At 73.2% G+C, this 22,279-nt stretch carries 19 protein-coding genes and 1 pseudogene; 9 read left to right on the top strand and 11 right to left on the bottom strand.

The genetic code is table 11. From position 1 onward, the window contains the following. Positions 1–304 precede the first annotated feature (304 nt). On the top strand, positions 305–1,702 hold the full coding sequence (locus ACFWUY_RS15070) for a cytochrome P450 (RefSeq protein WP_384107369.1): 1,398 nt from the start codon (positions 305–307) through the stop codon (positions 1,700–1,702). A gap of 23 nt (positions 1,703–1,725) precedes the next feature. Here ACFWUY_RS15070 and ACFWUY_RS15065 read toward each other — a convergent pair whose 3' ends face one another. The 3 genes from ACFWUY_RS15065 to ACFWUY_RS15055 are packed head-to-tail and all read right to left on the bottom strand — an operon-like array spanning position 1,726 to position 4,101. Then, a complete protein-coding gene (locus ACFWUY_RS15065; RefSeq protein ID WP_384107367.1) occupies positions 1,726–2,664 on the bottom strand; it encodes an ADP-ribosylglycohydrolase family protein in 939 nt (312 codons plus the stop codon). A gap of 4 nt (positions 2,665–2,668) precedes the next feature. Further along, the gene (locus ACFWUY_RS15060; RefSeq protein ID WP_384107365.1) at positions 2,669–3,121 is read right to left on the bottom strand and encodes an ABA4-like family protein; all 453 of its coding nucleotides are present in this window, start codon (positions 3,119–3,121) and stop codon (positions 2,669–2,671) included. Beyond that, complete coding sequence (locus ACFWUY_RS15055) at positions 3,118–4,101, bottom strand: hypothetical protein (RefSeq protein ID WP_384107363.1); 984 nt, start codon at positions 4,099–4,101, stop codon at positions 3,118–3,120. The genes ACFWUY_RS15060 and ACFWUY_RS15055 overlap by 4 nt, the downstream gene beginning before the upstream one ends. Before the next feature lie 118 nt (positions 4,102–4,219). On the opposite strand from ACFWUY_RS15055, the gene ACFWUY_RS15050 reads away from it, so the two are divergent. Next, the gene (locus tag ACFWUY_RS15050; protein WP_384107361.1) at positions 4,220–4,852 is read left to right on the top strand and encodes a MerR family transcriptional regulator; all 633 of its coding nucleotides are present in this window, start codon (positions 4,220–4,222) and stop codon (positions 4,850–4,852) included. A gap of 172 nt (positions 4,853–5,024) precedes the next feature. Here ACFWUY_RS15050 and ACFWUY_RS15045 read toward each other — a convergent pair whose 3' ends face one another. Continuing rightward, positions 5,025–5,861: a siderophore-interacting protein gene (locus ACFWUY_RS15045; RefSeq protein WP_384107359.1), complete on the bottom strand. Its 837-nt coding sequence runs from the start codon at positions 5,859–5,861 to the stop codon at positions 5,025–5,027. 84 nt (positions 5,862–5,945) lie between these two features. Beyond that, complete coding sequence (locus ACFWUY_RS15040; protein WP_384107412.1) at positions 5,946–6,851, bottom strand: 5'-3' exonuclease H3TH domain-containing protein; 906 nt, start codon at positions 6,849–6,851, stop codon at positions 5,946–5,948. Positions 6,852–7,157: 306 nt separating this feature from the next. Here ACFWUY_RS15040 and ACFWUY_RS15035 point away from each other — a divergent pair, with 306 nt between their 5' ends. The 4 genes and pseudogenes from ACFWUY_RS15035 to ACFWUY_RS15020 all read left to right on the top strand — a co-directional run bounded on the left by ACFWUY_RS15035 (position 7,158) and on the right by ACFWUY_RS15020 (position 11,569). Beyond that, positions 7,158–8,210, top strand: a complete 1,053-nt coding sequence (locus ACFWUY_RS15035) for a glycine betaine/L-proline ABC transporter ATP-binding protein (protein ID WP_384107357.1) — start codon at positions 7,158–7,160, stop codon at positions 8,208–8,210. Then, positions 8,203–10,013, top strand: a pseudogene (locus ACFWUY_RS15030) (ABC transporter permease/substrate binding protein). The gene ACFWUY_RS15035 and the pseudogene ACFWUY_RS15030 overlap by 8 nt, the downstream one beginning before the upstream one ends. Positions 10,014–10,186: 173 nt before the next feature. After that, positions 10,187–10,741, top strand: a complete 555-nt coding sequence (locus ACFWUY_RS15025; RefSeq protein WP_384107355.1) for a helix-turn-helix domain-containing protein — start codon at positions 10,187–10,189, stop codon at positions 10,739–10,741. Positions 10,742–10,840: 99 nt separating this feature from the next. After that, the gene (locus ACFWUY_RS15020; RefSeq protein WP_384107353.1) at positions 10,841–11,569 is read left to right on the top strand and encodes a helical backbone metal receptor; all 729 of its coding nucleotides are present in this window, start codon (positions 10,841–10,843) and stop codon (positions 11,567–11,569) included. On the opposite strand, the gene ACFWUY_RS15015 is transcribed toward ACFWUY_RS15020, so the two are convergent. Further along, positions 11,496–12,668: a TDT family transporter gene (locus ACFWUY_RS15015; RefSeq protein ID WP_384107351.1), complete on the bottom strand. Its 1,173-nt coding sequence runs from the start codon at positions 12,666–12,668 to the stop codon at positions 11,496–11,498. The genes ACFWUY_RS15020 and ACFWUY_RS15015 overlap by 74 nt on opposite strands. 70 nt (positions 12,669–12,738) lie before the next feature. Here ACFWUY_RS15015 and ACFWUY_RS15010 point away from each other — a divergent pair, with 70 nt between their 5' ends. Then, positions 12,739–13,773 (top strand): LysR family transcriptional regulator, encoded by a 1,035-nt coding sequence (locus ACFWUY_RS15010; RefSeq protein WP_384107349.1) that lies wholly within the window; start codon positions 12,739–12,741, stop codon positions 13,771–13,773. Positions 13,774–13,953: 180 nt separating this feature from the next. Here the strand turns inward: ACFWUY_RS15010 and ACFWUY_RS15005 are convergent, their stop codons facing one another. Then, positions 13,954–15,585 (bottom strand): amidohydrolase, encoded by a 1,632-nt coding sequence (locus ACFWUY_RS15005; protein WP_384107347.1) that lies wholly within the window; start codon positions 15,583–15,585, stop codon positions 13,954–13,956. Between the two features lie 41 nt (positions 15,586–15,626). Then, entirely contained in the window at positions 15,627–16,358 is a 732-nt protein-coding gene (locus tag ACFWUY_RS15000) for a TetR/AcrR family transcriptional regulator (RefSeq protein ID WP_384107345.1), read from the bottom strand. A gap of 69 nt (positions 16,359–16,427) precedes the next feature. Between ACFWUY_RS15000 and ACFWUY_RS14995 the strand changes: the two genes are divergently transcribed. Together ACFWUY_RS14995 and ACFWUY_RS14990 are read left to right on the top strand one after the other, a co-directional pair. Continuing rightward, on the top strand, positions 16,428–17,882 hold the full coding sequence (locus tag ACFWUY_RS14995) for a purine-cytosine permease family protein (RefSeq protein WP_384107343.1): 1,455 nt from the start codon (positions 16,428–16,430) through the stop codon (positions 17,880–17,882). After that, a complete protein-coding gene (locus ACFWUY_RS14990) occupies positions 17,879–18,961 on the top strand; it encodes a C45 family autoproteolytic acyltransferase/hydolase (protein ID WP_384107341.1) in 1,083 nt (360 codons plus the stop codon). Before ACFWUY_RS14995 ends, ACFWUY_RS14990 begins: the two co-directional genes overlap by 4 nt. 192 nt (positions 18,962–19,153) lie before the next feature. Here ACFWUY_RS14990 and ACFWUY_RS14985 read toward each other — a convergent pair whose 3' ends face one another. From ACFWUY_RS14985 to ACFWUY_RS14975, 3 genes are all read right to left on the bottom strand, one after another. Beyond that, positions 19,154–19,837, bottom strand: a complete 684-nt coding sequence (locus ACFWUY_RS14985; protein ID WP_384107339.1) for a gamma-glutamyl-gamma-aminobutyrate hydrolase family protein — start codon at positions 19,835–19,837, stop codon at positions 19,154–19,156. Between the two features lie 49 nt (positions 19,838–19,886). Then, positions 19,887–21,380 (bottom strand): ethanolamine permease, encoded by a 1,494-nt coding sequence (eat, locus tag ACFWUY_RS14980; RefSeq protein ID WP_384107337.1) that lies wholly within the window; start codon positions 21,378–21,380, stop codon positions 19,887–19,889. A gap of 115 nt (positions 21,381–21,495) precedes the next feature. Beyond that, positions 21,496–22,224: a FadR/GntR family transcriptional regulator gene (locus tag ACFWUY_RS14975; protein ID WP_384107335.1), complete on the bottom strand. Its 729-nt coding sequence runs from the start codon at positions 22,222–22,224 to the stop codon at positions 21,496–21,498. Between the last annotated feature and the right edge of the window lie 55 nt (positions 22,225–22,279).

The raw sequence follows: 22,279 nt of genomic DNA, 5'->3' as shown, positions 1-22,279 counted from the left end.
CCCCGCCCCCCCACGGGGGGGTGAACCCCGGGGCGCCCCGGGGCCGCCCGGGGGGGGCTGTGGGGTGTGGTCGCTTACAGCTGGGGGGGCTGCCGGCGGCCCCCCCCCCGCCCCTACGGGTCGTGGGCCGGGGCCCCCCCGCCCCCGGGCACTCGACGTTCCTGGACACCAGGGAGCCGCTCGTCGCCGACCGTTGTCCGCGGGGTGTTGTCCACAGGTGGTTGTCCACAGGGGTGGCGTGTCCAGGGCCCTTCCGCTTGCATGGACTCACAAGCAGGGCAGGCCAGTTGGGGAGGGGACTCACATGACCACGCAAGCCGGTCATCCGCGCGCCGGGACACACGGCGGCACCACACCGCCGTCACCGGACATCGCGGAAGGCCCCCGAGGAGTACCCCTCCTCGGGAACCTGCCCGCCTTCGGCAAGGACCCGCTCGGCTTCTTCGAACAGCTCCGTGACCGCGGCGACACCGTCCGCTGGCGCTTCGGCCGCAAGCCCTCCCTCTTCATCGCCCACCCCGACACCGTCGGCGAGCTCCTCACCGAGGTCGAGCGGAGCTTCGACCAGCCCGACCTCGGCATCGCCTTCCGCACCCTCCTCGGCAACGGCGTCATCGTCTCCAAAGGCGCCGACTGGCGACGCAAGCGATCCCTGGTGCAGCCCTCCGTGCGCCCCAAGCAGGTCCGTTCCTACGCGGCGACCATGGCCGAATGCGCCGTCGCCCTCGCCGACCGGTGGACCGACGGACAACAGATCGACATCAAGAAGGAGATGGCCGCCCTCACCCAACTCGTCGCCGTCCGCACCATCTTCGGCGTCGACACCGCCGCGGACGCCGAAGCGATCGGGCAGGCCATGGACATCGCACAGAAGGAGATCGGCGCCGAGTTCAGCGGCATCGGAGCCGTGCTGCCCGACTGGGTCCCGACCCCCGGCCGCGCCCGCATCAAGCGGGCCACCGCCGTCATCGACGCGGAGGTCTCCCGGGTCGTCTCCCGCCACCGGGACGGCGAGACCGAGCGCCCCGACCTCCTCAGCCGGCTCCTCGCCGCGCGTGACGAGACCGGCGTTCCCCTGTCCGACGAGGAGATCCGCGACGAGACCGTCACCCTCTACATCGGCGGCCACGAGACCACCAGCTCCACCCTCGTCTGGGCCTGGTACCTGCTCTCCCGTAACCCCCGCGTCCGCGAGGCCCTCGCCGAGGAACTCGACCGGGTCCTCGGCGACCACGAACCGGGCTACGACGACTACGCGTCCCTGACCTACACCCAGGCCGTCATCAAGGAGACCCTGCGGCTCTACCCGACGATCTGGCTCATCACCGGCCTGGCCAAGGAGGGCGCGACCCTGGGCGGTACGCCGGTCCCCGCCGGCACCCGCGTCTGGACCAGCCAGTGGGCCACGCACCGAGACCCCCGCTGGTACGGCGACGCGGAAGCCTTCCGCCCCGAGCGCTGGCTCACCACCGAGGACGGCGAACCCGCCGAGCAGATACCCGAATACGCCTGGTTCCCCTTCGGGGGCGGCCCGCGCGTCTGCCTCGGTACCCGCTTCGCCCTCGTCGAAGCGGTCCTGATTCTCGGGGTCCTCGCCCGCCGCTACCACCTGGACCTCACCACCGACGACATCCGCCCGGTCCCGAGCCTCACTCTCCAACCGGACCGCGACGTCCTGGCCACGGTCCGCGCGCGGAGCTGACGGGAAGGAGCGGAGGGAGCGGGTCAGGAAGGGCCGGGGTCCGCCGACAGGGCCGCGGCCAGATCCCGGAGATCGTCGGCGCGCAGGACGCGGTCGCCGCAGCCGGGCAGGGGGACGTGCAGGACGGACGTCCAGCGGGTGGGGATCGCACCGGCACCGTACACGGCGCCCGCGAGCATGCCGGTCACCGCCGCCACGGTGTCGGTGTCGCCACCCAGGTCGACCGCCGCGACGAGCGCATCCTCGAAGGAGCCCGTCGTGCGCAGCGCCCACACCGCCGATCCGAGACAGGGCCAGACCGCGCCGTTGAACTCGGTGGCGTGATCCGGGTGCCAGCCGGGAGCGAGGACCGTCGCCCAGCGCTCACGGTGCGACGGGGACACCTCGGCGAGCGTCGCGGGCAGGGCGGCGACCGGATCCTCGCCGAGGAGAGCGACGCGGATCAGCTCGTGGAGGATCGCCGTCCCCTCCCCGGCCGCTCCGTCGCCGTGGGTCAGGGCGCTGATACGGCGGGCGGCATCCATCGTCGCGGTCCTGCCCCGCGCCGCGAAGTGCACGGCGGAGGTCGAGGCCCGCATGAGCGAACCGTTCCCCGCGGCCCGGCTGTTGATCTGGAAGTGCAGCGAGGCCGCGAGGTCCCACGGGTCTCCGCCGAGCAGCACCTGCTCGGTCTGGAGACCGATGTCCTTCGGATCGGCTTCCGCCCAGCGGCGGAACCGGTCGAAGATGTCCGGCAGGTCGAGGCCGCGTCGTTCGAGGAGCGATTCCCCGACGAGGACGGCCATCTGCGTGTCGTCCGTGGCCTCGCCGGGATCCCAGCCGCCGCCCCCGCGCAACTCGCCCACGCCGTCGGGGAAGTGTTCCCGGAAGACGCCCCGAAGCCCGAACTCGAAGGGAGCGCCCAGGGCGTCGCCCGCGGCGGACCCGAGGACGGCGCCGATGGACCGCTCGATGTCTCGCATGTGGTCAGGGTAGAGCGGGTTCCTGCCGGCGAGATCCTGACCGACGGGTCCATGCCGAACGGACCGCAAGGAACAAGGGCAGGCCGACGGGGGAGAGGAGGATCGTCAGGAGGAGGAGCGGAGCCATCAGGAGGGGTGGGACGGAGAGGCGCCGGCCCTCCCGGTACATCCACTGACCGAGCAGCAGGTCCCAGGCGATGATCTGCGCCCAGACCGCCCCGGCTCCGTTCGCGAGCGCCGCCAACTCCCGGAAGGTGTCGATGTCGGGGCTGCTGACCGCCGTCCACAGCTCGGGCAGGACAGGGGCGGCAAGGATCGCCCAGACGGCCAGGATCGGCAGGACCGTCAGGGGTGAGGCCGCGAGACGTTCCGTGAGCCGCCAGGCCGGCGCGAAGATCATGAGCAGCCAGACCGGGGCCGCCAGGAAGAACGTCAGCTCGAAGAGGAAGCCCGTCATGACGCGACCTCTTCGGGATGGGTGGGGGAGGGGGAAGACGGGGAGGGTGGGGAGGGGGAGGGGGAGGCCCCCCTCAGGGACAGTGCGGTCGCCGCGCCGCCGAGCAGGACGATCGCCCCCGCCCCCGCCAGCGTCGCCCCGTCCGGTGCGAGCAGTGCCTGGCCCCGTAGCGCCTGCCAGGTCAGCAGGACGAACGTCGCCGTGTAGGCGGTCGAGGCCGTCAGGGTGAGCCGGAGCCGGACCCGTTCGTCCGCGAGGCGGGCGAAGCGCGGTGCGAGCGCGGCCAGGACGAGCAGCAGCAGCGGGAGCAGCTGGAGCGCGTGCATGCCGAAGAAGTGCGGCACGCGCAGGTCCCCGCCGGTGCCGGCCCAGCCGGTCAGGGGCATCGACGGGCCGCCGTCCGGTACTCCCACCGCGTGCGCGCCGATGATCGGCGAGTCGTCGACGGCCAGTTGCTCGGGCGTCGGACGCACCATCAGGAAGCCCACGGCTGCGCCGGCCAGGGCGATCAGCGAGGACAGCCGGACGGCCCACGCCATGGCCCGGTCGAGGATCCTGGCGCGCAGCAGGAGGACCGCGATGACCAGGGCGCCCAGCCACAGCATGACGACGGTGCCGCCCATGATCTGGAAGACGGCGTTGTCGAACGCGGTCGCCTGGTTGAAGTGGCTCTGCGTGCCCCTGATCACCTGGAGCGTGATGAGGACCATCTCGCCCGCGCTGGTGACGGCGACCACCGTCCCGGCCCACCAGCCGACCCGGCGGCCCCGGGGCAGCAGCGAGAGCATCCAGGCGAGGGAGAGGGCGTACGCGACGAACGAGACCGAGAACTTGAACGGTTTGGTCCAGATCGGCACGCCGACCAGGACGCGGTCGTCGACGAACACGCCGACGGCGGAGACCAGGGCGAGGGCCGCCATGGAGGCGGCGAACCAGACCAGTGGTCGGTGCAGACGGGTGACTGAGGTCAGTGGAGACATACGGATCCCCCGTGGGAAACTATGGATAGCGGCACTAGCCGCTATCTGATAGCTCCACTATCTATGATGGGGGTGTCGGTCGGCAAGGCCGAAGCACGGCCAGGAAGGTGAACACGCGGTGCGCATTGGAGAGTTGAGTCGCAGGACCGGAGTGTCCGTGCCGACGATCAAGTTCTACGTCCGGGAGGGGCTGCTGCCGGCCGGAGAGCTGACGAGCCCCAACCAGGCCTCGTACGGGGAGGCGCACGTCCAGCGCCTGCGCCTGATCCGGGCGCTCCTCGACGTGGGAGGTCTGTCGGTCGCCGCGATCCGGGAGGTGATCCTGGCCGTCGACGACTCGGAGCGCCCGGTGCACAAGGTGCTGGGCACGGTCGCCGTCCGGATGGTGCCGCGCTATGACCGCGATCCGGGCGCGGGAATCGAGAAGGCGCGCGAACGGGTTGGTGCGCTGATCGCGGAGCGGGGCTGGCGGGTGCATCCGGACGGCCCGGCCCCGGAGGCGCTCGCGGTGGCCCTCGACGCCCTCGAAGAGGTCGGCCACGGCGCGTTCACCGAGGCCCTGGACGCGTACGCGGACGCGGCGGAGCGGGTGGCGCGGGCGGACCTGGAGTACGTGGCGCACCACGTGGCACGCGAGGAGCTGGTGGAGAGCGTGGTCGTCGGCACGGTCCTCGGCGACGCGATCTTCTCGGCTCTGCGGCGCATGGCCCAGACGGACGCCTCGGACCGCGCCTTCGGCCGCACGACGTAGCCGGGCCGCACGACGTAGTCGGAGGGCGGGGGAGGGGTGCGGGGCGGGAGAAAGGTCCGGGGGGGAGATGGGGAGAGGCCGGGGGTGGGAGCCGGCCTCGGCCCTCGTGTCTCGGCCTCCGGCCCCGGTCTCCGGCCCCTGGTCCCCGGCCCCGTGTCTCGTTCTCCCGGGCTCAGTTCTCCTGCTCGCGCTCCACCTGGTCGTTCCACTCGCGCTTGATCGCGCGCCAGGCCTCGTCCGACTTGCCCAGGCGCCAGTAGCCCGAGATCGACAGGCGTTCGCGCGGTACGCCGCGGTCGAGCCGCAGGTGGCGGCGGAGTTCCTTCACGAAGCCCGCCTCGCCGTGGACGAAGGCGTGCACGTCGCCCGCCGGGAAGTCCAGGGCCCGTACGGCCTCCACGAGGGCCTCGCCCGTCGGCCGGTCGCCCCGGTGCAGCCAGGTGACGTCGACCCCTGCCGCCGTGGCGAACTTCTGCTCCTCGGTCGCGTCCGGGACCTCCACGAACGCGTGCACCCGTGCCCCGGCGGGCAGCGCCTCCAGGGCCACCGCGATCGCCGGCAGCGCGCTCTCGTCGCCCGCGAGCAGGTGCCAGTCCGCCGCCGGGTCCGGCGTGTAGCCGCCGCCGGGGCCCAGGAAGCGCACCGTCTCGCCCGCCGTGGCCCGCGCCGCCCAGGGGCCCGCGAGGCCTTCGTCCCCGTGGACCACGAAGTCGACGGTCAGCTCCCGGTGCTCCGGGTCCCAGGCCCGCACCGTGTACGTCCGCGTCGTCGGCCACTGGTCGCGGGGGAACTCCGCCCGGATCCGCTCCATGTCGAACGGTTCGGGGTAGGAGACCCCCTCCGGGGCGAACAGCAGCTTCACGTAGTGGTCGGTGTACGCGCCGACCTCGAAGCCGTCGAGTCCGGGGCCTCCGAGGACGACCCGCACCATGTGCGGGGTGATGCGCTCGGTGCGTACCACGCGCGCTTCGGTGGCCTTCGGTGCTTTGCGGGTCGGCTGCTCTGCCACGAGGGGCTCTCCTGACTCGACGTACTTAGGTATGCCTAAGCTAGCATCCCGGAGGGTGGTCGACCCGGTGTCACCGCCTTCCGGTCAGCGTTCCAGGACGGGAAGCAGCCGCCCGACCGCCCCGCCGAGCCCCCAGCGCTTCACCAGCGCCGCCAGGGCCTCCGGGTCGTGGGGAGCCGACGGGAGGGTCGCGTCGAACTCCGGCAGGGGTACGTCCCCGGCGACCCGCACCACCTTCGGCGCGACGTCCAGGTACGGGGCCGCCTCCAGGATCCCGCGGCGCTTGGCCGGCGTCAGCTTCGACGCCCGGTCCTCGGCCGCCGCACGCACTCCCGCCAGGTCCCCGTACTCCGTGATCAGCTGGGCCGCCGTCTTCTCGCCGATGCCCTTCACTCCGGGCAGTCCGTCACTGGCGTCCCCGCGCAGCGCCGCGAAGTCCGCGTACTGGTCGGGGCGCACCCCGTACTTCGCGCGGATCAGCTCCGCGTCCACCAGGTCGCAGTCGCCGACGCCCTTGCGCGGGTACAGCACCCGTACCTGCCGTGCGTCGTCCACCAGCTGGAACAGGTCCCGGTCACCGGTGACGATGTCCACGGGCCCCCCGGCGCGCCCGGCCAGTGTCCCGATCACGTCGTCGGCCTCGTATCCCGCCGCCCCGATCCGGGCGATGCCCAGGGCCGCGAGGACCTCCTCGATCACCGGCACCTGCGGGGACAGCGTGTCGGGGATCTCCTCCTCGTCCGGGCCGGTCTCCGTCTCGACGGCGACCCGATGGGCCTTGTACGAGGGGATCAGGTCCACCCGCCACTGCGGCCGCCAGTCGTCGTCCCAGCAGGCGACCAGTTCGTCGGGGCGGTGGTCCTGCACGAGCCGGGTGATGAAGTCGAGGAGCCCGCGCACGGCGTTCACCGGCGAGCCGTCGGGTGCCCGGACGGAGTCCGGCACGCCGAAGTACGCGCGGAAGTACAGGCTGGCGGTGTCGAGGAGCATCAAGCGTCGAGTCACACCCCGATCATGCCCCACCTCACCGACAGTCCCCTCCGAGCGGCAGTCACCCGTCGTACCCGCCGAGCGGCAGTCGCCCCACCCGTCCTCCCGTAGCGCCCACGTGACCCCCGTCACCTTCGCGTTTTCCCCCCGTGAAGGCGGGCAGGCGCGAGCCCGGAGCGGAACCCGGTACGGGATTCAACAAAAAGATCCCCGTACGCGACGGGCCCGCGGGCCGATCCCGCCCGCTCCACGGCCCGGCCGCGCGGGGGGTGGCGGGCCGTTCTCGTTGCTACCCGTGAGGTGTATGTGTCCAGGCTCCAGGCCGATCACCTGTTCAAGGTGTTCGGCAGACGACCCGACGAAGCCGTCCGCAGGCTCGCCGACGGCGCCGACCGCGAGGAGCTGCGCGCCGAGGGGACGACAGCAGCCGTCGTGGACGCCGGTTTCACCGTCGAACCCGGTCAGATCTTCGTCGTGATGGGGCTCTCCGGTTCCGGCAAGTCCACCCTCCTGCGCATGCTCAACGGCCTGCTCGAGCCCACCGCGGGACGGGTCCTCTTCGACGGCCGTGACCTCACCGCGCTCTCCCCCCGCGAGCTGCGCACCGTCCGCTCCACCAAGATCAGCATGGTCTTCCAGCACTTCGCGCTCTTCCCGCACCGCAACGTCCTGGAGAACGCCGCCTACGGCCTGGAGGTCCAGGGCGTGCCGCGCGCCGAGCGGGAGACCCGGGCCACCGAGGCCCTCGAACTGTGCGGCCTCGCCGGCTGGGAGAAGTCCTGGCCCGACGAGCTGTCCGGCGGGATGCAGCAGCGGGTCGGCCTGGCCCGCGCCCTCGCCACCGACGCCGACCTGCTCCTCATGGACGAGTCCTTCAGCGCGCTCGACCCGCTCATCCGCCGCGACATGCAGGACCAGCTCCTCGTCCTCCAGCAGCGGCTGAAGAAGACCATCGTCTTCATCACCCACGACCTCAACGAGGCCATGCGCCTCGGCGACCGGATCGCCGTCATGCGCGACGGACGGATCGTGCAGCTCGGCACCGCAGAGGACATCCTCGTCCGGCCCGCCGACGACTACGTCGCCTCCTTCATCCAGGACGTCGACCGCTCCCGGGTGCTCACCGCCTCCGCCGTCATGGCTGACGGCGCCGTCCCGGACGACTGCCCCGCCGACTGCGCCTGCCAGGCCGTCGGACCCGACACGCTCGTCGCCGACCTGTGCGCCGTGGCCGCGCTGGCCCCGCACCCCGTGACCGTCGAGGACTCCGAAGGCGCCGTCCTCGGAGTCGTACCGCGAGAACGGCTCCTCGCCGCCATGGGCGGTCTCACCGCCGGGGAGGTGACCGCCCGTGCCTAGGCTTCCCCTCGGCGAGTGGGTCGACGGCTCCGTCGACTGGCTCCAGGCCCAGTTCTCCTGGCTCTTCGACGCCGTCAGCACCGGCGTCACCGGTCTCTACGACGGCATCGACGCCGTCCTGTCCGCGCCCCAGCCGCTGCTCTTCGCGGGCATCCTCGCCGTCGTCGCCTGGTGGCTGCGCGGCCTCGCCGCCGGCGTCCTCGCCTTCGCCGGATTCGCGCTGGTCGACTCGGTCCAGCTGTGGGACGAGGCCATGGCGACGCTCTCGCTCGTCCTCGTCGCCACCCTGGTGACCCTGGTGATCGCCGTACCGCTCGGCATCTGGGCGGCCCGCTCGAACACCGTCAGCGCCGTCCTGCGGCCGGTCCTCGACTTCATGCAGACCATGCCCGCGATGGTCTACCTCATCCCCGGCATCATCTTCTTCGGCGTCGGCGTGGTCCCCGGCATCATCGCCACCATCGTCTTCGCGCTGCCCCGGGCGTCCGCATGACCGAGCTGGGCATCCGCCAGGTCGACGGCGAACTCGTCGAGGCGGCCGAGGCGTTCGGCACCACCCCGCGCAACACGCTGCTGCGCGTGCAGCTCCCGCTCGCCCTGCCGACGATCATGGCCGGGGTCAACCAGGTCATCATGCTCGGCCTCTCCATGGTCGTCATCGCCGGCATGGTCGGCGGCGGCGGGCTCGGCGGCGCGGTCTACCGGGCCATCGGCAACGTCGACATCGGCCTCGGCTTCGAGGCGGGCGTCTCCATCGTCGTCCTCGCCATGTACCTGGACCGGATGACCGGCGCCCTCGGCCGCCAGGTCTCCCCGCTGGGCCGCCGCGCCGCCGCCAAGGCCCGCGCGGTGCTGAGCGCGAAGCGCCCGGGGGCGAAGCTCTGGGCCCACCGCCCGCAGCCCGTCACCGCCCTCGTCGGTGTCGTCGTCCTCGCCCTCGTCGCCGGTGGCACGGGCTTCCTCGGCGGCTCCGGTGCCACCTCCACCGCGGCCTCGGGCCCGAACGGCGGCCACGGCAAGAAGATCAGCATCGGCTACATCCCCTGGGACGAGGGCATCGCCTCCACCTACCTCTGGAAGGAGCTCCTGGAGCGGCGGGGGTACGAGGTCGAGACCAAGCAGCTGGAGGCCGGAGCCCTCTACACCGGCCTGGCCGGCGGGCAGCTCGACTTCCAGACCGACGCCTGGCTCCCCGTCACCCACGCCCAGTACTGGGAGAAGTACAAGAACAAGCTGGAGGACCTCGGCTCCTGGTACGGCCCCACCTCCCTGGAGCTCTCCGTCCCCTCGTACGTCAAGGGCGTCGACTCCCTCGACGACCTCAAGGGCAAGGCGGGACAGTTCAAGGGCCGGATCGTCGGCATCGAGCCCAGCGCCGGAATGATGGGCATCCTCAAGGACAAGGTCCTCAAGGAGTACGGCCTGGAGGGCGAGTACGAGGTCGTCGACGGCTCCACGCCCGGCATGCTCGCCGAGCTGAAGCGCGCGTACGAGCGCAAGGAGCCCGTCGTCGTCACCCTCTGGTCGCCGCACTGGGCCTACTCCGCCCACGACCTGAGGAAGCTCGCCGACCCCAAGGGCTCCTGGGGCAAGGGCGACGGCGTCCACACCCTCGCCCGTAAGGGGTTCACCGGGGACAACCCCGAGGTCGGCGCCTGGCTGAAGAACTTCTCGCTGACCGAGAAGCAGCTCACCGACCTGGAGGCGGTCATCCAGGAGACCGGCAAGGGAAAGGAGCAGGAGGCGGTCCGCACCTGGCTGGACCGTGAGCCCGGTCTCGCCGAGAAGCTCACCCCCCAGTAGCACCCCGCAGCAACACCGGGGGACAGCCGACTGCTGTCCGAAAAGGGGTGGTCGCCGAACGTGTTCGGTGACCACCCCTTTTCGTCACGACGCGAAACCCCGCCCCAAAGCTGCGTAAGGTTCAGGTAACCGCCCGGTACGGGTACGCACGAGGCACGAGGGAGGGGGCCGACATGGACGAGAAGGAATCACCACGCGTGGGCGCGGCCGTCAAGAGGCGACGCAGAGCGCTCCAGCTCACCCTGGCCGTCGTCTCCGCCCGCAGCGGACTCTCCGTGCCCTTCCTCAGCCAGGTCGAGAACGACCGGGCCCGCCCCAGCCGCCGGTCCCTGGAGCTCGTCGCCGAGGCCCTGGAGACGACGGCCGGTGAACTCCTCGCCGCCGCCGAGGCCTCCCGCACCGTCGACGTCGTACGGTCGGGGGACGACCCCTCCCCGGCCCTGCCCGCGGGCGTCCGGCGGCTCGTCCGCGGCCGCCACCAGCTGCACGCCCTGGAGTTCACCGGCGAGCAGGACGCGGGACGCGAGTTCCAGCACCGGAACGACGAGCTGCTGTACGTGGCCGACGGCGCCGCCGAGGTCGAGGCCGAGGGCCGTGCGTACCGGCTGGTCCGCGGTGACACCCTCTACCTCTCCGGAGGGGTACGACACCGCTGGCGCGCCACCGAATCCGGCACGCGCCTGCTCGTCGTCGCCGTCGCCGACCACGTCGAGGCCGAGGTGGAATGAAGGGCTGGAGCACGATGAGGTGGGCGGAACGAGAGCCTCGCCCTGCCGAGGCGGAATGAGAGTCTCTCCCTGCCGAGGCGGAACGAGGGGCTCGGCACGATGAGGGTCGTCTCCCTCGTGCCCTCCCTCACCGAGGCCGTCGCCGTCACCGCGCCCGGTCTTCTCGTGGGCGCCACCGACTGGTGCAGCCACCCCGCCGGCCTCGACGTCGTCCGGATCGGCGGCACCAAGAACCCGGACGTCCCCGCGATCACCGCCCTCCGCCCCGACCTCGTCCTCGCCAACGAGGAGGAGAACCGCGCCCCCGACCTCGCCGCGCTGCGGGCCGCGGGACTCGACGTCCTCGTCACCGAGATCCGCACCCTCGACCAGGGGCTCCGTGAGCTGGAGCGGGTCCTCGCCGCCTGTGGCGCGCCCCGGCGGCCCCGCTGGCTCGACGAGGCAGAGACGGCGTGGGAGGCGGTCACCCCGGGAACGGCCGGCGGAGGACCGCTCACCGCCGTCGTCCCGATCTGGCGCCGCCCCTGGATGGTCCTCGGCCGCGACACCTTCGCCGGCGATCTGCTCGCCCGGCTCGGGGTGCGCAACCTGTACGCCGACCACCCGGAGCGCTATCCGCGCCTCCCGCTCGACGCGCTCAGGGCCGCCGCCCCCGACCTGGTCGTCCTGCCCGACGAGCCGTACCGCTTCACACGGGACGACGGCCCCGAGGCCTTCCCCGGGATCGCCGCCGCCCTCGTCGACGGACGTCTGCTCACCTGGTACGGGCCGTCCCTGGCCGAGGCCCCGAAGGCGCTGGCGCGGGCCCTGCGAGCAGCGCGCCGCTGACGAGACCGCGCAGGGTGTGCCGTCCGGCCACCAGCCAGGCCACCACGAGGAACCCGTACAGACCGATCGCGAGCCAGCGGAAGACGGCGAGACCGGTGTGCTGGGCGAGGCCCTCGGCACCGGTCACACAGGTCCCGACGGGGAAGGTGAACGCCCAGAAGGTCATCGCGAACCCCATGCCCTGCCGACGTGCCCGCAGCACCATCGCCCCGGCGAGCGCCAGCCACAGCAGGGCGAAGCCCATGACGGGCACCCCGTAGAGCACGGCGAAGGCGGCGAAGCCGTGCGCGTACGGGGCGGGCAGGACACCGGGGGCCACGTCGGCGAACTTGTTCGCGGCGGTCGTCGACTGACCCAGCGGGCCGAGGACGAGGAAGAGTGTGGGCGTCAGCGCGAGCGGCAGCGGCCCGCCGGTCACGAGCCGGCCGAACACCAGCGGCAGCATGACCAGGGTCGCGAGCAGACTCAACCCGAACATCGCCCAGCAGGCGATGAGGAGCGTCTCCCGCGCCTGTCCGGCGGCCAGATGGGGCACGAGCAGCGGGCCGAGGGCCGCGGAGACCATGGGGGCGACGACCGGCAGCAGCCACACCGGGGACGCGCTCTCGATCCGGTGGTGCACCACCATGAGGTACGGGACGGCCACCGCGGCCGCGAGACCGACGACCGTGCCGGCGGTGAACAGGACGGTGTCGAGGGCCACGGCCGCCGGGAGTCCGATCCAGTCCCTGCCCACGATCATCGCCCCGCCGCCGACCGCGAGCAGCGCCATCGAGACACAGCCGTAGAACGGCGCCACGGCGGGGTCCAGGAGGTGGGCGCGGGCCTGGTCGCGGTGGCGGATCCAGTGGGCCGCCCGGGCGGCGACCAGGGCGAGCAGCATCGCGAGCGACAGCGCCCAGACCGCCGCGCAGACCGTACGGAGGCCGGGAACGTCAAGGGGGAGGCCCGCTCCGGCGTTGGCCACGATGGCCGTGCCCATCACGGAGGCGTACCAGTTCGGTCCGAGGTGACGGACGGAACGGGCCGGTGAGACGGCCGGCCGGGCGCCGGGGGTGGTGGCGCCGAGGGCCGGACGGAGAGGTGCGAGGCTTGCCATGACCCCACCGTCGCCCGGTTCCCCGGCCCTCACCAGGGATCATGCGGCTATGACGTCATAAGCTGGTCTTATGAGCGAGCGGAAGAGGGGCAACGGGACGTACGGGGATGGCGCGGGCGGTGGCGGTGCGCACGGCGGTGGGGCGTACGGGGGCGGGGCGCAGGGCGATGCGCGCGGCGCCGAGGCGCACGGCGGCCCGGTCAGGGCCCAGCTCCACCACCGGGTCCCGGACCTCGGCGCGCTCGAACTGCTCCTCGCCGTCGCCCGGCACGGGAGCCTCGGCGCCGCCGCCCGGGAGGTCGGCATCACCCAGCCCGCCGCGAGCAGCCGCGTCCGGTCGATGGAGCGGCAGCTCGGCGTGGCCCTGGTCGACCGTTCGCCGCGCGGCTCACGGCTCACCGACGCCGGCGCGCTCGTCACCGACTGGGCGCGGCGGATCGTCGAGGCCGCGGAGGCCTTCGACGCGGGGGCCCAGGCCCTGCGAGGGCGGCGGGACTCGCGGCTGCGGGTGGCCGCGTCCATGACGATCGCCGAGTACCTGCTGCCCGGCTGGCTGATCGCGCTGCGCGCCGAGCGTCCCGACACGGCCGTGTCGCTCCAGGCCGGCAACTCGGCGGTGGTCGCGGAACGGCTCCTCGCGAACGAGGCGGACATCGGCTTCGTGGAGGGGCTCGCCGTGCCCGACGGCCTCGACGGCGTGGTCGTCGCCCACGACCGGCTCGCGGTCGTCGCCGCCCCCTCGCACCCGTGGGCCCGCCGCCGGGGCCCGCTGGACCCGGCGGAGCTGGCCGCGACCCCACTGATCCTGCGGGAACGCGGCTCCGGCACCCGGCAGGTCCTGGACGCGGCGCTCTCCGGCCACGGCGGCCTCGCGCAGCCGCTCCTCGAACTGGCCTCCACGACCGCGGTGAAGGCGGCGGCGGTGAGCGGGGCCGGGCCGGCCGTCCTCAGTGAACTCGCCGTCGCCGAGGAGCTGGCGTCCCGGCGCCTGGTGGCCATCCCGGTGGACGGGGTCCTTCTCCGCCGAGACCTCCGGGCGGTCTGGCCCACCGGCCACCGCCCCACGGGCCCGGCCCGCGACCTCCTCTCGCTGACGCGAGGCTAGGCCCCTCCCCACCCCTTCCCGAAACCCTGCCGGGGGCTGGTGGGCGCTCCTGCAGGTGAGGCGTGGGGCGCCACCTCGCCCTGCCGTTGTGGGCAGGGCGGGGGCCGCATCACAATCCGGCGGCGCGGCGGGCGCGCCCATCGGCCGCGCGGTCCGGGTCCCTGGTCCCGGCCCCGCCCGTCAGACGTCCGACGCCCGGAACGTCACCCGGCCGTCCACCGTCGTCAGGCGCACCGGAACGTCCGGCAGTTCCGTCGCCGGGGTCGTCAGGGGGTCCGCCGCCAGGACCGTCAGGTCGGCCCGGAAGCCCAGGGCGATACGCCCCGCCTCGTGCTCCTCGCCCGCCGCGTACGCCGGCGCCGTCGTCATGCCCCGCAGCGCCTCCAGGGCCGTCAGCGCCTGCTCGGGCCCGTGCGGCGGCTGGCCGAGGTCGCGGCTCGGGCGCCGGTGCCCGGCCCCGGCCAGCACGCCGAGCGGCGGGAACGGCGCGATCGGCCAGTCGGAGCCGAGGACCACCGTGGCCCCGGCGTCCACCAGGTCCCGGCAGCGCCACGCGCGCGAGGCGCGCTCCTCGCCGAGCCGGCGCGACCAGTTGTCGGTGTGGTCGGCCCGGGTGAAGTCGCAGCAGTGGGTGGGCTGCATCGACGCGACGACGCCCAGCTCGGCGAAGCGCCGCAGGGTGTCGTCCGGCACGGTCTCGATGTGCTCGACCCGGTGCCGCACCTCGCTCCCGCCGCCGGCCCGCGCCTTCTCGACGGAGTCGAGGACGTGCCGCACGGCCGCGTCGCCGATGGCGTGCGTCGCGGTCGGGACCCCCGCCCGGTGCAGTTCCCCGACGATGTGGGTGTACGCGGCCGGGTCCGGCCAGAACGCGTGCGTGGACTCGCCGTGGCAGTCGGGGCGCTCCAGCCACGCGGTGCCGTTGTCGATGGTCCCGTCCATGAAGAGCTTCACCCCCGCGACCTGCCAGAGCGCCCCGCCCGTGCCCTGCCGTGCGATGAGTTCCCGTACGCCGTCCGCGTCGGTGCCGGGCTGGCACCAGGGCGCCACCCGGAGTCGCAGCGGCAGTTCACCGGCCGCGTCGAGCTCCCCGTACAGCGCGAGGCTCTCGCCGTTGGCGTCCATGGCGTGACCGCCGGTGAGTCCGGCCGCCGCCATGGACCGCAGCGCCGCCGCGAGCCGCTCCCGGCTCTCCTCGCGCGTCGGTCGCGGGGCGATCCGCTCGACCAGCTCGCAGGCGGCGTCCTCCTGGAGCAGTCCGGTCGGGCGGCCGTCCGCGTCGCAGACGACCTCGGCGGAGGCCTGGTCGAAGGTACGGGGCCCGTCGACCCCGGCGAGTTCGAGCGCGCGCCGGCTGGCGAGTGCCGAGTGGGCGTCGAAGAGCAGCAGGAAGGCCGGTACTCCGTCGAGCACGGAGTCGAAGGGCGCGATCCCGACGGGCCGGTCGCCGAAGACGTTCGGGTCGAGGCCCCAGCCGAAGAGCCACGCGCCGCGGCCGAGGGTCCGCACCTCGCGGGCGAGGGCCTCCCGTACGTCGTCGAGGTCGGCGCAGTACGACAGGTCGAGGCCGTGGGTCAGCTCGGCGCCGGTCACCGGGTGCAGGTGCCCGTCGACGAGACCGGGGGTGACCACGGCGCCCCCGAGGTCGACGACGGTGGTGCCGGGTCCCGCGAGCGCGCGGATCTCGCGGTCGTCGCCCAGGGCGCGGATCCGGCCGTCCTCGGAGACGGCGAGCGCGGTCTCGGGCAGGAACGCCCCCGTGCCCGGGTCGAGGAGGCGGGCGGAGAGCAGGACGAGTCGGGTGGTGCGCACGGTGGCTCCAGGAAGGGGGCGGGGGAGAGGGCGGGGCGGGGTCAGGCGGGGTCGGCGGGCGACGCCGGTACGTCGGCGGGTTGCGGAGCCGCTGGGTCCGCAGGCTCCGCCGGTGCCGGTAGGTCCGCGGGCTCCGCGGGTGGTGGTACGTCGGTGAGCGCGCCGTACGGAAGGCCGAGTTCGCGTTCCGCCGTCGTGAGGGCCATGCGGGTCACCGCCTCCGGGCGGTCGCTCCGGTCGGTGTTGGCATGGGCGCCGAGGCCGTCGAGCACCACCAGGATCTGGATGGCCGCGGCCCGCGGGTCGTCGGTGCGGAACTCGCCCCGCTCGACCCCCTCGCGGATCACCGCCTCCAGGCGGTCGTCCGAGGCGAGTTCCTGCTCGGCCACCCGGTCGCGCAGGACGGGCCGGTAGCGGCTGAGGTGCCGGGCGTTGATCCAGAGGCGGCTGATGTCGTCGTACGCCTCGCCCGCGGAGAGGGCGAAGTAACGCGCGAGGTACTGCGTCGGGGTGCCGTGGGGGCGGTCGGCGGGCAGCAGCGCGTCGAGCTCACCGGTGGCGGCCACGCTGAACGCCTCGCCCACCAGATCCTCCGCCGAGGGGAAGTAGTGGCTGATCAGACCGGGGCGGACGGCGAGCTCCTCGGCGATCCGCCGCAGGGTGACGCACTCGAGCCCCTCGGTCAGGGCGACGCGTGCCGCGGTCTCCACGATCTCCGCACGCCGGGCCTCCGGGGTTTTCCGAATTCGCTTGCGCTGGACGCTTGACGACATACCCCGAATGCTATTGAGTGTGCGACCAATAAGCAACCAGGTGGGCACCACTCGCATCCGGAGGGCCGCATGGCTTCCACGATTCCCGACCCGAACCCCGGCTCCCCGGGCACTCGGGCCGCCGCGCCGGCCGCCGACCGGCCCGGTCGCATCGAGGCCCACGGCATCGACCACATCCCCGAGGCCGAACGTCACGGACACCCCCGTGAACTCTTCTCGGTCTGGGCCGCGGCCAACGTCAACTACCTCAGCCTCGTCACCGGCGGAGCCCTCGTCCTCATGGGCCTGAGCCTCTGGCAGGCCCTCGCCGTGATCGTCATCGGCAACCTCTTCTGGCTGCTCACCGGCCTCCTCGCCACCTCGGGACCGGCAGCGGGCGCACCCAGCGAGGTGATCACCCGGGCCGTGTACGGGGTCCTCGGCAACCGCGTGAACAACGCGATCGGCGGCTGGCTCGTCTCCGTCTGCTATTTCGCCCTCAACCTGGCCGCCGCGGCGACCGCCGCCTTCGCGCTCGTCGAGAAGGCCGGCATCACGGCGAACACCCCCGTCAAGGTGGCCGTCATCGTGGTCATCGCCGCCCTCACGCTGGCCATCAGCGTCTACGGGCACGCCCTGATCATCAAGCTGTACCTGCCGATCACCCTGGCCCTCGCCGGAGCGTTCACCGTCGTCGCGTTCGCCGTCCTCCGGCACGCCGACTTCTCGTACGCCCCCGAGGCGCCGCTCACCGGCGTCGACCTCTGGGCGCTCCTCCTCGCGGGCACCACGATGATCGCCTCGGGCCCGCTCTCGTACACGACGAGCGCCGACTTCTCCCGCTACCTGCCCCGTACGGCCTCGAAGAAGGCGATCGTCGGCTGGACCGCGCTCGGCGCCTTCCTGCCCAGCGTCGGCGTCTGCGCGCTCGGCGCCTTCGCCGCCACCGTCGTCGACATGACCGACCCGCAGACCGCGCTCCAGGAGATCCTGCCCGGCTGGTTCGTCCCGGTCTTCCTGCTCGCCCTGGTCCTCGGCACGATCTCCATCAACGCGCTGACCGCGTACAGCGCAGGACTCGCGCTCCAGGCCGTCGGCTTCCGCATCCGCCGCTCCGTCAGCGTCCTCTTCGACGGCGCCGTCGCCGTCGCCCTCACCCTCTACGGGCTGCTCGTCTCCGACTTCCTCGACACCGTCAGCAACGCCCTCCAGGTGATCGTCGTCCTGATCGGCCCCCTGATGGCCGTCTACGCCACCGACGTCCTGCTGCGCCGGGGCCGTTACGACGGTCCCGCGCTCTCGGACGAGACCCCCGCCGGCCCCTTCTGGTACACCGGAGGCGTCAACCCGGCCGGCGCCCTCGCCCTCGTCGCGGGCATCACCGCGGCCGCCCTCTGCGTCAACACCCTCTACACGGGCCCGGTCGCCACCGCCCTCGGCGGCGCCGACATCTCCCTCCCCGCGGGCATGGTCGTCTCCGCCGTCCTCTACGCCCTCCTCATGCGCAACGACCGCACCCTGCTCGCCGCCCGGGCGGGCGCGTGAGCGGCCGTACGACCCTCCGGATCGCCGGGGACACGCCCCGGCGACGCGGCGAGGACCGGGGCCGGCAGGCCCGCGCCGGCATCGCGCGCGCGTGGCGGGTGTACGAGGAACTCTTCACGACCGTCGCCGCCGGAAACGCCCGGTCGCTCGACGTGCCCGCGCTCGCCCTCCGCACCGTCGACACGACCCGTGCCTGGGCGCCGGAACTCGTCGAGGAGATGGAGGGAGTCGCCGAGGGCGCGGGGCTGCCGTTCTGGACGGTCGCCGCGCTCAACGCGCGCACCGAGATCCTCGCCGAGGCCGGCGCGCCCCGCACGGGCGAATGCTCCACCCTCGTCCACGGCGGCACCCGGACCACCGGCGGCCAGTGCTGGGACTGGCACGACGAACTCGCCGACGCCTGGCACCTCCAGACCGTCACCGGAGACGTCCACGGCTTCGCCGGGATCACCGAGCACGGCATCCTCGCGAAGATCGGTGTCAACGAGGCCGGTGTGGGCGTGCTCTTCAACATCCTCGGCCACGCGGAGGACGCGACCGGCGGAGTCCCCGTCCACCTGGTGGCCCGTCAGGTCCTCGGCACGGCGGGGTCCTTCGCGGAGGCGGTCGGGATGCTGACGGGAGCCCCCGTCTCGGCCTCCACGGTCATCACCGTGGTGACCGCGGACCGGGCCGCTTCGGTGGAACTCGCCCCGGCCGGCTCGGCCGTGGTCGAACCGGACGACCGGGGCTGGCTGGTCCGTACGAACCACTTCCTCGCCCCCGCCCTCACCGTCGGCGAGCTGCGCGGCCGCCGGGAGCCGGAGACGTACGACCGCCACCGGCTGCTCGCGGAACGGGTCCTCGGGCACACCGGCCCGCTCGGCCCCGACGCGCTCGTGAACCTGCTCGCCGCCCACCGCGACGACGGGGCCGAGGTCTGCTGCCACGCCCCCGCCGAAGGAGACCTGGGCAGCCGCTGGGCGACCCTCGCCACGGTCGCGGTCGATCCGGCCGAGCGGCGCCTCATGGTGCACGACGGCGGCCCCTGCACGGCGGGCCCGGAGACCTGGACCCGGATCGAGGCACCGGGACGCTGACGCCGGCCGGCCGGGAGGCGCCCCCGGCCGGGCCCAGGCCCAGGGCAGTGCCAGGGCCAGGCCCAGGGCAGTGCCAGGGCCAGGCCCAGGGCAGGACCAGGATCAAATACCAGGCCAGGACCAGGTCAAAGTCGCCCGCCGTAGGCCCGGTGCCGCACAGGGGGCCGCCACCCCCCCGGCGTACCCCCGTCACTATCGGCGGGCCGCCGCCTCCACGAGGCCCCGCATCACCCGTGGGTCCTCGCCCATCTCCGGATGCCACTGGACGCCGAGGGCCCACGCCGGGGCGGCCAGTTCCACCGCCTCCACCGTGCCGTCCTCCGCGTACGCCGAGGCGGCGAGCCCCGTGCCGAGCCGGTCCACGGCCTGGTGGTGGTAGGTCGGGACCTCGGTGAGTTCGGGCACCAGGGAGGCGTACCGGCTCCCCGGCACCGGCTTCACCGCGTGCCGGCCGATCACCCCGACCGCCTCCACGTGCCCGTCCAGGTGCTGGACGAGCGTCCCGCCAAGGGCCACGTTGAGGAGCTGCATGCCCCGGCAGATGCCGAGCAGCGGGGTCCCGGAGGCGAGGGCGGCGTCGATCAGGGCGAGCTCCCAGGAGTCCCGCTCCCTGGCGGGCGGGCCGGTACGGGGGTCGGGCTCGGCCCCGTACCGTACGGGCTCGACGTCCGCCCCGCCCGCGACGACGAGGCCGTCGAGCCGGGCCACGACCGCCGCGGCGGCGGCCGGCCGGTCCGGCGGCAGCATCGCCGCGAGCCCCCCGCTCTCCTGGACGAGCCTCGGGTACGGCGCGGGAAGCAGCGCGGCCCGCATCTCCCACACCCCCCACCGGGCCTGGTCGAGGTAGGTGGTCACGCCGATGAGCGGCTTGGTCACGAAAACGTCCTCCAGAGGTGCGGAGCATCGGTGGGTCGGTCGCGTCGGATCAGCCGCGTTCGAGTTCGGCCTCGGCCGCGGCGAGCGCCGCGAACTCCTCCTCGGGCGCGGAGGCCACCAGATGATGTCGACTGTAGAACGCGAAGTAGGCGAGGGCGATCACGTACACCCCGAGGGCCATGAAGGCCGCCGTCCGGTCCACCAGGAAGGTCGCGACCAGGGCCGACAGGGCCAGGACGAAGGCCACGGAGGAGGTCACGATCCCGCCGGGCGTGCGGTACGGCCGGTGGAGCCCCGGTTCGCGGCGCCGCAGCACGATGTGGGAGAGCGCCATCAGGGCGTACGAGATGGTGGCGCCGAACACGGCGATGTTGAGCATCCGGGCCCCGTCCCCGGTCCCGGCCGCCAGCGCGAAGCCGATCGCGCCCGGGACGAGCAGCCCCAGGTACGGCGACTTCCGGCGGCTGGTGAGGGAGAGGAAGCGGGGCAGGTAGCCGGCCCGGGAGAGGGCGAAGAGCTGGCGCGATCCCGCGTAGATGAGGGAGAAGAAGGAGGCGACCAGACCGGCGAGGCCCGCGTAGTTCACGAAGCGGCTGAGCGCCGTCGGGTCGCCGTCGCCCTGGAGCGCCACCACGAGGGGGTTGCCCGCCTCCTGGACGGCGGCCGAACCGCGCGCTCCGGTGGCGGCGAGGAAGGTCATGACGGCGAGCAGCACCAGGACGCCCATGGAGATCGCGAGCGCCCTCGGCATCGACCGCACCGGGTCCTTCGCCTCCTCGGCGGCGAGCGGCACGCCCTCCACGCCGAGGAAGAACCACATGCCGAAGGGGAACGCGGCCCAGATCCCGAGCAGGCCGAACGGCAGCCAGGAGTTGGATCCGAAGGCCTCGCCGTCGACCGGGATGTCGTTCAGCCCGCCGACGTGGAAGTCGGTGAGGGCGCCGAGCGCGAAGACGACGAGCGCGGCGACCGCGATCGCCGTCACGACGAGGCTGAAGCGCAGGGCCTCGCCCACGCCCCACAGGTGGATGCCGATGAAGAGCGCGAAGCAGACGAGGTAGACGGGCCGGCCGGACTCCAGGCCGAAGAGGCCGAGGGACTCGACGTAGTCGCCGATGAAGATCGAGATGGCGGCGGGCGCGAGGATGTACTCGATGAGGATCGCGGTGCCGGTGAGGAAGCCGCCCCAGGTGCCGAGCGCCCTCCGGGCGAAGCCGTAGCCGCCGCCCGCCGTGGGCAGGATGGCGGAGAGCTCGGCGAGCGCGAAGACCAGACAGGCGTACATCGCGCCCATCAGGACGGTGGCGACGGCGAGTCCGCCGAAGCCGCCCTTCGAGAGGCCGATGTTCCAGCCGGAGAAGTCCCCGGAGACGACGTAGGCGACGCCGAGCCCGGTGAGCAGCAGCCAGCCGGCGCTGCCCCGGCGCAGCGCCCGGCGCTCCAGGTAGTCGTCCTTCGGTGGGGCGGTGTCCCCGGACGCGCCCCCGGATGTGCTCCCGGGCTTGCCTCCGGGTGTGCTCCCGGTCGTGTCTTCGAGCGTCATGGCAGCGGCTCCCCGCGACGGGCCCAATGGATTGGTCCCATACCTTTGCGGTGGTCGACCGGGATGCGCAACCCCTGTGCGTTACTTTCGGGTTACGCGCGGCGGAAGGCGTTCCTCAGGTCAGGAACCCCCGCAGCAGCGCCGCCGTCCCCGCGCAGTGCTCCCGCATCACCTCGCGCGCCGCGTCCGCGTCCCCGTCGAGGACCGCCTCGAGGACGGCGGTGTGCTGGTGCTGGGAGTGCTCCAGATTGCGTACGAGCAGGGGGATGCAGTCCAGGAGGTCGTTCACCGTCGCCCGGACGGCCGCGTACTGGGCCGTCAGCGTCGGCGAGCCGGAGAGCTCGGCGAGCGTGAGGTGCAGCAGGGTGTCCTGGCGGCGGTAGTCGGCGAGGGGCGCGTCGTGCGTGGCGGCCACGGCGGCCCGCAGCCGCTCGGCGCCGGCCGCGTCGAGACCGTGGGCCGCGCAGAGGCCGGCGGCCCCCACCTCCAGTACCTCCCGGAAGCGCAGGGTGTCCTCCATGTCGACCGAGGCGATCCGGCGGCGCAGCTCGTCCTCGTCGGCCGTCTGGGTGCGGGGCAGCACGAACGTTCCGCCGTACCGGCCGCGCCGGCTCTCCACGAGCCCCTGCTCCTGGAGGACCTTCAGGACCTCGCGCAGGGTCACCCGGCTGATCCCCATCCGGTCGGCCAGCTCCCGCTCGGCGGGCAGCCGCTCTCCGCCGGGCACGAGTCCGAGCCGTACCACCTGGAGGATCTGCTCCAGGGCCTCCTCGAAGCCGTTGCCCGCCCGCACCGGCCGCAGCACGGGCGTCAGCCGGTCCGCCGATTCACTCGTACTGGCCACGTTCTCGTTTCCCCTTCTCAAGGACCTTCCCAAGTAATGGTCTTCCGCAATACCT

It is taken from the genome of Streptomyces sp. NPDC058664 (genome assembly GCF_042716635.1).
In the GTDB taxonomy this organism is placed as follows: Bacteria; Actinomycetota; Actinomycetes; order Streptomycetales; family Streptomycetaceae; genus Streptomyces.
Note: the sequence above shows the minus strand (reverse complement) of the source record. Positions and strands in the feature narration are given on the sequence as shown.